Annotated in this window: 13 protein-coding genes; 5 read left to right on the forward strand and 8 right to left on the reverse strand. The window is 53.8% G+C overall.

Going from position 1 to position 12,650, the window contains the following annotated elements:
• From gmhB to B2U47_RS05875, 3 genes are read left to right on the forward strand one after another with little or no spacing between them, the layout of a single operon-like run.
• Positions 1-552, forward strand: coding sequence for a D-glycero-beta-D-manno-heptose 1,7-bisphosphate 7-phosphatase (gmhB, locus tag B2U47_RS05865; protein WP_296681847.1), 552 nt, complete (start codon positions 1-3; stop codon positions 550-552).
• Positions 549-1,289 (forward strand): lysophospholipid acyltransferase family protein, encoded by a 741-nt coding sequence (locus B2U47_RS05870; RefSeq protein WP_296681849.1) that lies wholly within the window; start codon positions 549-551, stop codon positions 1,287-1,289. The genes gmhB and B2U47_RS05870 overlap by 4 nt, the downstream gene beginning before the upstream one ends.
• Positions 1,290-1,324: 35 nt before the next feature.
• Positions 1,325-2,260 carry a L,D-transpeptidase gene (locus tag B2U47_RS05875; protein WP_296681851.1) on the forward strand — a complete coding sequence of 312 codons (936 nt, stop codon included), beginning with the start codon at positions 1,325-1,327 and terminating at the stop codon, positions 2,258-2,260.
• Between the two features lie 50 nt (positions 2,261-2,310).
• On the opposite strand, the gene B2U47_RS05880 is transcribed toward B2U47_RS05875, so the two are convergent.
• Positions 2,311-2,931 carry an outer membrane beta-barrel protein gene (locus B2U47_RS05880; RefSeq protein ID WP_296681852.1) on the reverse strand — a complete coding sequence of 207 codons (621 nt, stop codon included), beginning with the start codon at positions 2,929-2,931 and terminating at the stop codon, positions 2,311-2,313.
• Between the two features lie 205 nt (positions 2,932-3,136).
• Complete coding sequence (locus B2U47_RS05885) at positions 3,137-3,529, reverse strand: group II truncated hemoglobin (RefSeq protein ID WP_296681854.1); 393 nt, start codon at positions 3,527-3,529, stop codon at positions 3,137-3,139.
• 139 nt (positions 3,530-3,668) lie between these two features.
• Between B2U47_RS05885 and typA the strand changes: the two genes are divergently transcribed.
• Positions 3,669-5,498, forward strand: coding sequence for a translational GTPase TypA (typA, locus tag B2U47_RS05890; RefSeq protein ID WP_296681855.1), 1,830 nt, complete (start codon positions 3,669-3,671; stop codon positions 5,496-5,498).
• 109 nt (positions 5,499-5,607) lie between these two features.
• Here typA and B2U47_RS05895 read toward each other — a convergent pair whose 3' ends face one another.
• From B2U47_RS05895 to B2U47_RS05910, 4 genes are all read right to left on the reverse strand, one after another.
• Positions 5,608-6,441, reverse strand: coding sequence for a hypothetical protein (locus B2U47_RS05895; RefSeq protein ID WP_296681856.1), 834 nt, complete (start codon positions 6,439-6,441; stop codon positions 5,608-5,610).
• Complete coding sequence (locus tag B2U47_RS05900) at positions 6,438-7,682, reverse strand: vWA domain-containing protein (protein ID WP_296681858.1); 1,245 nt, start codon at positions 7,680-7,682, stop codon at positions 6,438-6,440. The genes B2U47_RS05895 and B2U47_RS05900 overlap by 4 nt, the downstream gene beginning before the upstream one ends.
• A gap of 132 nt (positions 7,683-7,814) precedes the next feature.
• Positions 7,815-8,375, reverse strand: a complete 561-nt coding sequence (locus B2U47_RS05905; protein ID WP_296681859.1) for a hypothetical protein — start codon at positions 8,373-8,375, stop codon at positions 7,815-7,817.
• Positions 8,363-9,550: a class I SAM-dependent rRNA methyltransferase gene (locus B2U47_RS05910; RefSeq protein ID WP_296681861.1), complete on the reverse strand. Its 1,188-nt coding sequence runs from the start codon at positions 9,548-9,550 to the stop codon at positions 8,363-8,365. Before B2U47_RS05910 ends, B2U47_RS05905 begins: the two co-directional genes overlap by 13 nt.
• Before the next feature lie 146 nt (positions 9,551-9,696).
• Here B2U47_RS05910 and corA point away from each other — a divergent pair, with 146 nt between their 5' ends.
• The gene (corA, locus tag B2U47_RS05915; RefSeq protein ID WP_296681863.1) at positions 9,697-10,653 is read left to right on the forward strand and encodes a magnesium/cobalt transporter CorA; all 957 of its coding nucleotides are present in this window, start codon (positions 9,697-9,699) and stop codon (positions 10,651-10,653) included.
• A gap of 7 nt (positions 10,654-10,660) precedes the next feature.
• Here the strand turns inward: corA and B2U47_RS05920 are convergent, their stop codons facing one another.
• Both B2U47_RS05920 and B2U47_RS05925 read right to left on the reverse strand, forming a co-directional pair.
• Positions 10,661-11,170 carry an SH3 domain-containing protein gene (locus tag B2U47_RS05920; RefSeq protein WP_296681865.1) on the reverse strand — a complete coding sequence of 170 codons (510 nt, stop codon included), beginning with the start codon at positions 11,168-11,170 and terminating at the stop codon, positions 10,661-10,663.
• A 79-nt stretch (positions 11,171-11,249) separates the two neighbouring features.
• On the reverse strand, positions 11,250-12,431 hold the full coding sequence (locus tag B2U47_RS05925) for a hypothetical protein (RefSeq protein ID WP_296681866.1): 1,182 nt from the start codon (positions 12,429-12,431) through the stop codon (positions 11,250-11,252).
• Positions 12,432-12,650 lie beyond the last annotated feature (219 nt).

Consider the following 12,650-nt stretch of genomic DNA (forward strand, 5'->3'; position numbering starts at 1 on the left):
GTGAGGGGTTCGCTCATCATCCTCGACCGTGACGGTGTAATCAACGAAGACTCGGATGCCTACATCAAATCACTGGCGGAATGGATTCCTATCCCCGGCAGCATTGAGGCAATGGCAAAGCTAAGCCAGGCCGGTTACACCCTGACGGTAGCCACCAACCAGTCCGGCATCGGGCGCGGTTACTACGACGTGGCTACACTGGAAGCCATGCATACCCGTCTGCGTGAGCTGTTGGCAGAACAGGGCGGCAAGGTCGATTACATTGCCTATTGCCCACACGTGAATGCCGATAACTGCCACTGCCGCAAGCCCAAACCGGGTCTGTTGCAGGAAATTGCCGAGCATTTTGATGCCGACTTAAGGCAAGCCATTGTGGTGGGGGACTCCCTGCGTGACTGGCAGGCTGCCGCTGTGGTCGGGGCGGCTTACGTGCAGGTACGTACCGGCAAAGGCGAGCGCACCCTGACAGATGGCAAACTGCCTGCCGATATACCTGTTTTCAACAATCTGGCAGACTATGCTGCTTCACTCCTTGGACGCATACCCGCATGAATGCACTGAATACCTTGTGGTTGGGCGCTCGCGCCACCCTGTTCTGGATCGGCTCCATCCCCAGTACCCTGCTGGCAGGGCTGCTGGTTCCGCTGGCCTGGTTTTTCCCGCTCAAATACCGTTACCCTGCCACCACACTGTGGAACTGTTTCAACCGATGGTGGCTGGAAGTGACCTGTGGGGTGAAATACCAGGTCATCGGGCGCGAAAACATCCCCACGGATACCGCTTTCATCGTCATGTCCAACCACCAGTCCACCTGGGAAACGTTTGCCTTGCCCTGCATTTTTCCACAACACCTGAGCTGGGTACTCAAGCAGGAATTGCTGAAAATCCCGTTTTTTGGCTGGGGTTTGCGTCTGCTGCGCCCGATTGCGATTGACCGCAGTGCAGGCAAGGCAGCCGTCAAACAGATTTCGCAGCAGGGTAAAGCCTTGCTGGCAGAAGGCATCAGTATCGTAATTTTCCCGGAAGGCACACGGGTATCACCGGATGAAACCGTACCTTTCAAGATTGGTGGAGCCATCCTTGCTTCCTATTCAGGCTATCCAGTTGTACCAGTAGCACACAATGCAGGCAAAAGCTGGCGGCGTCATGCCTGGATCAAGTTGCCGGGAACCATTACCGTCAGCATTGGTCAGCCCATTGATACCAAGGGCATGAAAACCGATGCCATCAACCAGCAGGTGCAAGCGTGGATCGAAGCCGAAAAACAGCGTTTGCCACCCATCCGTTAAACGACTTAAATGACAACCAGCACAGGATGTAAACCATGTTACAGAAAGCCCTGTTAGGTAGTGTGTTGATTCTGGCAGGTTTGGCTCATGCCAGCCCCGATGCCCCGGAAGAGAGCGTGCGGCAGTTCTATGCGGCAGCCACCAGCAAGAATTGTGCCTTGGCCATCAAACTGCGCCCCGGTTTTACCCAGGATCGCTGTGAAAAACTGGAGACAGCCACCATCCGCAGCCTGACAGTGGTCAGCAATGATGGCAACAAAGCTGTCGTGGCGGCAGATCTTGGGCTGGAATCAGGTGGTAAACCGCAGGATTTCAAGGGTTCCATCCACCTGCAAAAACAGCAGGGCGAATGGGTACTGACCGAATACGAGGCAGAAACAAGCACCAACGCACCCCCGCAGCAACAGGCAGCTCCGACAACGGATGTGATTGGCGATAACCCGGCAGAAACCCTGGCAATGTTGCGTGAGCGCTTCCCCCGCTATGCCCAAGGCAAGATTGTATTGGTTGACGTAGACAAGCAACGCATGAGCATTTACCAGGGTCAGGAAAAACTGGGTGAATTCCCGGTGTCCACTGCCACCAAGGGCGTTGGCAGTGCCGAAGGCAGTGACAAAACCCCACTGGGCGCTCACCGCATCAGCCAGAAATTTGGGGATGATGCCCGCAAAGGCACGATTTTCAAGGCACGTCAGGATACCGGCACGCTGGCAGACATCATCACCGAACCCAAAGATGTGCCCACCGATTACGTAACCACCCGCATCCTGTGGCTGGATGGGCTGGAACCGGGCAAGAACAAGGGTGGTAGTGTCGACTCTCAAGACCGATTCATCTATATCCACGGTACACCGGAAGAAGGCTTGATCGGCAAACCGGCATCCCACGGTTGCATCCGCATGAAAAATGACGATGTGATCCGGGCATACCAGTTGCTGGATTCCGATACGTTGGTATATATCGGTCAGTAAATCAAAAAAGCCGGATACCAATCCAATGTATCCGGTTAATAATGACAGGCTTAAAAGTTGTAATTCAGACCAATCGAAAGCGTATCAATATCTTCTTTCAGCGTACTGGCAGCACCACCCGTGATCAGGGCATTATCCTTGCCGACGCTGAAGAAACGATCCCAGCCACCACGCACTGTCCATTTGTCGTTGATGCCATATTCCAGCCCCAGCCCTACGGTAGGAGAAGTACCGGAATCTTCCGCATTACCAACCGTGGATTTGGTTTCACTGTTCCATAGGTAAGCACCAACCTTGCCATACACGTTTGTTTTGCCTGACAATGCCTTTCTGCCCACCAGATTTAGAGCAATACCATCCGTTTTCTGTTCGGCCTGTCTGCCACCGCTGTCCTTTGCCTTGGCAACATAAACCAGATTGGTATAACCGCCTTCTAGGGCGATATTCGGCCTGATGGGGTAGCCACCGTAAAATTGCCACGCATCATCCGCATTGCCAAGATCGCTACACGTAACCCCGCCTGTGCCGCAGTTAGCTGCCAGTTTGTCGGCGTCAACCTCGGTATTGATGCCATAGGTAACACCCACATAAGGACGTGCAGCATCAGCGTGAACCAAACCGGCTACGCTGAATACCGCGAGACCCATTACCATCTTGTGCATTGTTTTCATTATGCAAAGTTCCTTTTCGTTTTTAATATTCATTAATTTAGCTGGAAAAATATGAATTTTTTATTTTTATTTCTTATGGAACTTTCTGGAAACTTATAATTAAAAGCAAGTGATTGAAATCAATAGATTTAAAAAAGCCGGATTATCAAGGCGATGAACAGCAACCGATAAGCGGTACTTTTATTTGGATAGCTGAAAATACGCACTAGCCTACCCGGTTACGCATGTGATCAGCCGTATTGGCGAATGAGGATTTGAGCTGCATTTTCAGCAGTTCATCTTCCACCTGTTCATCCAGCGCGATATTCATGCACAACAGCCACTGGTCGCGTGCCAGTATATCTACTGGAAATGGCATGTGGCGCATCCGCAGGCGGGGATGTCCGTATTCCGCCTCATACAAACCGGGGCCACCCAACCAGCCGGACAAAAACTTGAACAGCTTGTCGCGGGAACCCTGTAAATCCTGCGGGTGCAGCTTGCGCAGTTCCCACGCCTCCGGCAATTCATCCATCAGGTCATAGAAACGGTCAACCAGACGGCGCACACCTGCTTCCCCGCCCAGCATGTTGTAATGGCTTGCAATCGGTAATTCCATGCATCACTCCGCTTTCATACGAAAAAAGCGCGAGTTTAAGGGGTTTTTACAGCCGTCAACACGCAATTTCGCAAATTCATTAGAAAATTAACATATTGTCAGTATAATCGCGCCTTCACGAATTCATGAGTACCTCGCTGTGATCCAGAACCTGCGAAATATCGCCATCATCGCCCACGTTGACCACGGAAAAACCACCCTGGTTGACAAACTGTTACAACAATCCGGCACCTTGGGCGAACGCGCCGAAGTATCCGAACGCATGATGGACTCCAACGCGCTGGAAAAAGAGCGCGGCATCACCATCTTGGCGAAAAACACCGCCCTGCGCTGGACTAACCCTGCCGATGGCATCGAATACCGCATCAATATCGTCGACACCCCAGGGCACGCGGACTTCGGCGGTGAAGTTGAGCGCGTATTGTCGATGGTTGACTCCGTATTATTGCTGGTTGACGCGGTGGATGGCCCCATGCCACAGACCCGCTTCGTCACCCAGAAAGCCTTTGCCCATGGTCTGAAACCGATTCTGGTTGTCAACAAGATCGACCGCCCCGGTGCAAACCCGCACCGCGTGATGGATCAAGTATTTGAACTGTTCGACAATCTCGGCGCGACAGACGAGCAACTCGATTTCCCGGTGGTGTACGCTTCTGCCCTGAACGGTTTTGCCGGTCTGGAAGAAACCGTCAGCGAAGGTGACATGACCCCGCTGTTCCAGACCATCATCAATAGTGTTGCCGCACCGGATGTGGATGTGGATGCGCCATTCCAGTTGCAGATCAGCCAGTTGGACTACAACTCCTACCTCGGCATTATCGGTATCGGGCGTATCAAGCAAGGCCGCGTCAAAACCAATACCCAGGTAAAAGTCATTGACAACGAGGGCAATATCCGCAGTGGGCGCGTACTGAAAATCCTCGGTTTCAATGGTCTGGATCGTGTCGAAGTCAACGAAGCGCAAGCCGGTGACATCATCGCTTTCTCCGGGATGGATGAACTGCATATTTCCGACACCGTGTGCGACCCGGATAACGTGGTAGCCCTGCCGCCACTGAGTGTTGATGAGCCGACCGTGACCATGACTTTCCAGGTCAACACCTCGCCATTTGCAGGCAAGGAAGTCAAAACCGGCACATCTTCACGCCGCCTCAACGAACGTTTGAAGCAGGAATTGCTGCATAACGTCGCCCTGCGCGTCGAAGACACCGATGACCCGGAGAAATTCAAGGTTTCCGGGCGTGGCGAATTGCATCTGGGCATCCTGATCGAAAACATGCGCCGCGAAGGTTACGAACTCGCTGTTTCCCGCCCGGAAGTCATTATCCGTGAAGTTGACGGCGAAAAAATGGAACCGTATGAAAGTGTTACGGTAGACATCGAAGAAACCAGCCAGGGTAAAGTCATGGAAGCGCTGGGCGAACGCAAAGCCGAGCTGAAAGACATGGCGCCGGATGGCAAAGGCCGCGTGCGTCTGGAATACATCATGCCGTCACGCGGTCTGATCGGCTTCCAGACCGACTTCATGACCATGACCTCCGGTACTGGCCTGATTTACCACACCTTTGAAAATTATGCGCCGGTCAAGCCGGGTTCAATCGGTCAGCGCCACAATGGTGTATTGATTTCCAACGCCACCGGCAAGGCACTGGCTTACGCGATTTTCAACCTGCAAGAACGTGGGCGTATGTTCATCGGTCATGCCGAGGAAGTGTACGAAGGGCAAGTCATCGGCATTCACAGCCGCGACAACGATCTGGTGGTCAACCCGCTGAAAGCCAAGCAGTTGACCAATATCCGTGCTGCTGGTACGGATGAAAACCTGATCCTGGTTCCACCGATCCGCATGACGCTGGAACAGGCGATGGAATTCATCGACGATGACGAGCTGGTGGAAATCACCCCGAAAAGCATCCGCATCCGCAAAAGGTTCTTGCTGGAGCACGAACGCAAACGCGCCTCCAAGTAAAAATAACCTGACGCGAGCAGGGGGCATGGAATACCATACCCCTGCTCGTTGTTTCCTCAGAAGCCTTTGCCTCCCAACCGCAGAGCGCAGCGTGTAACACAGCGCCTTATCATGGTGCAAGCCAATCCGCACAGCCCTGTTTCATCAGGGGCAACAGTTCAAAGGTAGTTGGATACCAGACACTCATGCGGTACTTGCCATGGGCGATGGTTTCATCGGTGCGGCAAGCCCCACCCATGCCCGTGTGGCTGCAAGGCTGATCTGACCATTTGCCACCACCCGCGTTGCAACCTTCGCCAACGCTTTTAATAGTGGCTGACAGGTTAAGCCCCTGCACATCGGCAAACTCCTGACACCAACCGTTTTTCAGCAAGCAACTGCCGACAATGCCCCCCATGCTTTCCTGTGTGTCTGTACCATTCAGTAGACCGGGTTGGTCGGTATAAACCTTCGCCAGTTTGCCTGCCATGACTTTGAGGCTGTCGTCGCTGAGGGCATCCTTGCTACCGGGTCGCCAGCCAGCGGCAAGAACCAGTTGGTAATCGCCATGAGGGTGGGTCAACATCAGCATCTTGCCAATAAAACCGTCTTCCGGTTTACGTTTGCTTGCCAACAGACCTTTCCAGCCTTCAATCTCAATGGGGCTGCTATCCGTGTTGGCAGGATTGCCATCATCCCCGGCGGCATCTTGCGGGTTTTCCTTGCCAACTCCAATGTTCAGATGCACCGTAGCACCCAGCATTCCGGTATTGTTGAAGAAAGAGCAGCCGCCTCCTGAATCGACATCGCTGACTTCATCCAACATACATACCGGAGTAGCCTTGAAGGGGTCGGTTGGCACCACGGCGCGGGTCTGTTCCTGAAAGGCTTTCAGGTCAAGGGCAGCGGCTGGTGTAGACAGTAAGGCAATAACGCAGGCCAAGGCGAGTTTTTTCATGTTCATGGCTGTGTTGCTCCAATCTGGATCGGCAGTTCCGCCATCACTTTTTTGTCGGGTTTGGCTTCAAACTTGAAGACATAAGCACCCGGCACTTCCGGCAGGGTAAACTTCATGGGCTTGTAGTTTTCAATGGCATCTTCGCGCACATACCCTATCCCCACCGACTTTTCCCCGTTTTGTGGGTAAAGGCGCACCTCACCTTTCAGCCCCAGCGGCGCATCCAGTTTCACTTCGATTTTACTGCCCGGTGCGGCTTGGGCGGGAGCGAGCAGCCTGATTTCCGCTTCGATGACCTTCACAGCAGCTTCAGCAACCCTTTCGCGGTGGTCGCCTTTTGCCAACCGCACGACAAAATCCCCGGTTACGTTAGGCATACGGAACTTGGCAGGCTTATAACCGCCGGATTTTTTATCTTGATACAAATATTGATGGTTTACCGCCACATCCTTGCCTGCCATAAACAGCTCGATGTGCATATCGGCATTCTTTGCCATATCAGCGTCGCCTTCCACCTTCACTTCAATTTCTGCACCTTTGATGGTTTCAGTCGGGGTAACAGTCAAGGTAGCTTTGGGTAAGGCGGGCGGCTCAGGCTTTTTCTCAGATACTGGTCGGGGTTCTGGTTCAGGGGCTTTGGCGGTTTGTTCCAGTGCGGTTTTGAGTTCGCCTGCATTAGCAGCGGAAATGAATTTCCCACCGGTATTTTCTGCCAGACAGCGCAAACCTTTTTGATCCTCAACCTTGTTTACATCAAAACCGATGACGTGGGCGGTGAAATCCACCCCGAGCTTTTCCAGTTCTGTCCCCAATGCGCAAGGGTCGAGGTTACAGGTTTCCACCCCATCGCTGATGAGGATAACAGTGGCTTTTTCTTCAGTATATTTGAGGGCTTCAGCAGCGTGTTTGACGGCGGCGGAAAGCGGGGTTTTGCCTTTGGGGGTTAAACCATCAACGATTTTGCCGGTCTTGGCGGCATCCACTGCACCCGCCGAAAGCAGGGTTTCAATGTCGTTGCAGTCGTCCTTTTGCCGATGCCCGTAGGCCACCAGCCCCACCGAACGGTTTGCAGGCCAGTCTGCCACCAGCGTTTTAAGGGCTTCGCGGGCAATGTCGATTTTGGCTTTACCTTCGATTTGCCCCCACATGCTGCCGGAGGCATCCAGCACCAGCATGGCGCGTTCTTCAGCCTGCACCAGAGGAGCTGAACAGAGTAACAAAACTGCTAGTAGTATTTTTTTGTTCATGGGGATTCCGCCGTAAGTCACATGTATTCTCCATGTACTGTACGCTTAAAAATCCACTCCAGAACTGACGCAAATCAAAAATAATAAGTTAGCCGCAGAAAATAAGTGTCATGAATGAACGGTATGGCGCGGTCAAAACAAGGCCAGCACCAGCAATACAATTCCCACCAGCAGCAACAGCAACACGAACAACAGCGACAACACACCCATGATCAGTGATAACGGATTTGCCAGTGTGCCAATGCTGATGTAGGAGCCGAGCAATTCACGCGCTTCACCAGCCAGCGAGCCGACTGACCAGAGCTTTTTCACCGAACCCAGCAAGCCGATCTTTTGCCGGTCGCCTGCGCGGATGCCTTGCACTGTCGTAGTGAACTCTTCTTTTGCATCACCCACCATGTCACCCACAATCTCCGGCAAGCCTTTCAGCTCCTCCAGTGCCCACCAGAAACGCAGGATGATCAATAGCGGCAAACTGGCTACTCCCGCCACGACCGCTGCTGTCGTGAGTGAAAAACCCTTGAGGAAAAACAGCCAGACGAAAATCCACCCCACAAGGATAACGCCGAGTATCAGGGCAAGACGCAGCTTGTCCGCCATGCTATCCACCAGCGGCAAGAGTTTCTGGAAAATGTCCAACGCCCTGGCTTGCAGGTTGGCAGATTGCTCAGATGGTGGTGTTACTTCTGACATACCAGTCCTTTCAAATAATAACCTTCAGGAAACGCCAGCCGGGTCGGGTGATCGGTGGCCTGATCCAGTTTGCGCAGGATTCGTGCATCACAACCGGCATCTACCGCAGCATCTGCCACGATTTTCTGGAACAGGCTGCTTTCCATCAACCCGGAACAGGAAAACGTGAACAGCAAGCCACCCGGTTTGAGCAGCTTGAAGCCCAGCAAGTTGATGTCCTTGTAACCACGGGCGGCTTTTTCCAGTTGGTTGCGGTTTTCAGCAAACTTGGGCGGGTCGAGTACCACGATGTCGAACTGGCGGCCTTCGTTGCGGTAATCACGCAGCAGCTTGAACACATCACCACAGATATTTTCCATGCGCTCAGGGACAAAACCGTTCAGGGCGGCTGTCTGGGCGGCAATATCCAGTGCTGGTTGCGAGGCATCAATGTTGATGGCTTGTTCTGCTCCTCCCTGCAAGGCAGCAATGGCAAAACCACCCGTGTAGGAAAAGCAGTTCAGCACGGTTTTGTCCGCAGCATGGTGTTGCAGCACACTGCGGTTGTCGCGCTGATCGAGGTAAAAGCCGGTCTTGTGCCCATGCAGGACATCCACCCGGTAGTGGCGGTTTTCTTCCTCAATGTCGATCTGTGCCGGTGGCATTGCGCCCTTGAGGCTGCCTACCGTGGTTTCCAGCCCTTCCTTTTTGCGAACATCCACATCGGAGCGTTCGTACACGCCTTGGGCAGGCATGACTTCCAGCAAGGCAGCGGCGATGGTGTGTTTCCAGTATTCTGCACCGGCAGTCAGAGCTTGCATGACCAGCCAGTCACCAAACACATCCACCACCACACCGGGTAAACCGTCGGATTCGGCATTGAGCAGGCGGTAGCCGGAATTGCGTTGCGGAATGCCCAGTTGCTGGCGGTAAGCCAATGCCTGGCGGATGCGCTCGACAAAAAAGTCACGATCAATCCGCGCATCGGCAAACGTCCACAGGCGCACCTGGATTTGCGAGGCTGGCGACCATGCCCCCAACCCCAGCAAATCGCCATTGGCGGCACGCACTTCCACCGTCTCACCGGATTGCGGCTTGCCCTTGACGTGCTGGACAGCACCGGAAAAAACCCAGGGATGATGCGCACGCACATTTTTGTCGCGCCCTGTCTTGAGAATGACTTGACCGTTGACCACGGGATGTTTGCCTTTGCTGTCGGATGAGGAAAAGGCGATTATAGCCCGTTGGTCGTGCGTTGGGCATCCGGCTTTAGTGGGCGAAGGTTTAAGGTTAGAATGCGCCAGCCATCCGGCATAACCTGGCTCAAGCGAGGAACCCTGTCATGTTACGCTTATTCAACATAGACAATGGCCTGCTGCTGCGGCAGCTTGCAACCGACGATACCCACCTGAATGCCCAGCTTGCCAGTGTCAACTGGGTAGATATGTGTGACCCGGAAGATGCCGAACATTCCCTGCTGGAATCCTTGCTACGCACTGACCTGCCCGAATCCGACGATGTGGAAGAAATCGAATCTTCCGCCCGCTGCTTTGTGGATCAGGCCGGGCTGCATGTCCACTCGCTGTTCATGTATCAGGAAGAAGGTCGCCATCATACCGCTTCCGTGGCCTTCATCCTGCAAGCTGCACGGCTAATCACCATCCGCGAGGAAAAGCTGCCAGATTTCCGCCTGTTCCGTTTGCGAGCCAGACGCGGGCAAATCACTTGCCGTGATGCGACCGAATTGCTGGTGACGATTCTTGAACACAAGGTCGAAAACCATGCCGACTATCTGGAAGACATCCATCACGAACTGGAGGAAGTCAGCCACCGGGTACTGGAAGAGGAAGATGCTGATCTGGAAGATGCCATCAGTGAACTGGCAAGGCTGGAAGACAGCAACGGTAAAATCCGTCTGTGCCTGATGGATACCCAGCGGGGTATTTCTTTCCTGTTGCGCCATTTGCGTGATCAGCCGGAACACGTCGAAACCTTGCGCGAGGTGATGCGCGACATCGAAGGGCTGATGTCGCACACCACTTTCCTGTTCGACAAGATCAACTTCCTGATGTCATCCACCCAAGGGTTCATCAATATCAAGCAGAACCAGATCATCAAGATTTTCTCGATTGCGGCAGTGGTGTTCCTGCCCCCCACATTGGTTGCCAGCCTGTACGGCATGAATTTCAAACACATGCCGGAACTGGAATGGGTGTTCGGCTACCCGTGGGCGATTGGTCTGATGATTGTGGCGGGGGTAGCACCTTACTTGCTGTTCAAGCACAAGGGCTGGTTATAGGTTCGTCTCAGAAACTCCAGCTCGCCAGATAACGCCGCCCGACCCAGCCGCGTTTGCCCTGATAATCCACCGGACACCAAGAGGTATTGCATTCGCCCGTACCCTGCAAGCCGGTTTCCAGCGGTGGAATCGTGCCAACTACCCTGGCGCTCGTGCTGGGCGATTTGCGGATATTGAGCCGGTCACTGTAACCGTGGGTAGCGTAGTAACGGTTGCCATCTGATTCGGTTAGGTGTTGGCAGCCTGCCCAGCCACTGGTTGTGCCGTATTTGACCTTGCACCAACCACCGCTGCGAGTTCCGAGGTTTTGTACCCGCACCGTATTGAACGGAATGTTGCCAATCACCCGCCCATTACTGGACGGCAGGCTGCGGATGAACAGGGTATCCGTGCCGTTCACGCGGGTAACGGCGTAATAATCAGGGCCATCGGCAGTGGCATGAGCAGGGGATGCGCCCGCGCCGAACAATAATGCCAGTGTCAGGGCAGAAAAACGGACAGAAAAACGGGTTTGCATGACTTACTCCTTGTATTGCAGTCCTCGTTATATTGGACTGCAATACACTAGGAAGATTCCAGCAAAACCTGCCAGACAATCAACGGCAAGGGCGGAATGCACCATTAGGCCAGCACGGTGCGGAAATGGCTTCACCCAGATTCGCCGCCCGCAGGCGCTCACGCACTTCCAGTAGGCGGCTGACCAACCCTTCTTCCACCGCCGCGTAAGCCTCCGAATCGACCTGGCGTTTCACCACAATCCCCAGCAATTCGGTAATGGCATTGCCCACCGAGTTCTGCGAAATCGTTACTACCAGCCGCCCCTGATCATCGCGGAACAGGATTTGCTTGTAAGCCGGACGCCAGCGGATGTCATTGGCAAACTGCGGGTCCTGAATGACTTTTTCGCGCAAATCCCGTGCTACTCGCAGGAAGCGCTGGTTGCCCAGCAGCACATCATCAATCTGGCTGGCGAAATTGGCCTGTTCCGGCACACGCGCCTCCCCGGTAGCCACCAGCGAAAAGAAGGTCTGGTAGAAATCGAGGAAACCACGCAGCACTTGTTCATATTCATGCCAGAAATACTGGTCTTTGAGGCGTTCCGCCCCACCGATGACCTCCCAGCACGGCAAGCCTTGCGGGTAGCCGGTCAGACTCAGTGCGGCCTCTTCGGTGGGCAACAGGCGCAGGATTTGCAGATCCAGCACTTCCAGAAACTTGCGGTAAGCCTCGCTCAACTGGCGTAAAAACAGGGTATTGTGACCGCTATCCGTCAGGTTAGGGTTGTTGGCATCAGCCTCTTTGGCTTCACGTAACAACGCCAGCGGAAACACCATGAAATGGTTGTGGATCATGCGAATGCTGGGCACGCCCGGCTTGTTCAGCGGCCAAGTGGAATCCAGACTGGCTTCCCCACACAAAATCAGGTGTTCGCTAGGGTCGGGGTATTTCTCAAACATGTAATCGCAAATGATTTGGGTCATCTTCGACCAGACTTTTTTCTCCTGACGTTTCATCTGGTCGCGGCGTACCGGGCGACCTAACGGGTCAAGGATACGGCGTGAGGTGTCGAGAATGATGGAAGTGTCAAATTCCACGCTATGCCCGACCAGCTTGCGGTACATCAGCAGGTCTTCGGGCGTGCGGAACAGGCCGTTTTCTTCTGCCAGATTCTTCAGGTTGGCAGGGCTGTTAAAAAACTCCACCTGGGTCATGCCTTGTGGGACATTCAGGCTCATTTGTGGGCAAGGTGTGGCGATTTCACGCGGTGCTGTTTTCATGGTTTTCCTCTCTGTGGCTGGGGCTAATCAAACATAGCCAGCCAGTAGCGTCAAGCCCCCGCAAGCGGTAGAGAAGCACTCACCCCCCCATAGAGGTATTCGGTGGTATTTGAAAAATTAGTATGCTCACTGCCCAATCGCACACCTATGCCCTTGCTGTACACACTGGGCTGACCAACGGGTGATTCAGTACCAAAGGATTCCCAAAATATAGTCCTG

The sequence above is a fragment of the Thiothrix sp. UBA5583 genome, from assembly GCA_002425225.1.
Lineage (GTDB): Bacteria > Pseudomonadota > Gammaproteobacteria > Thiotrichales > Thiotrichaceae > Thiothrix > Thiothrix moscowensis.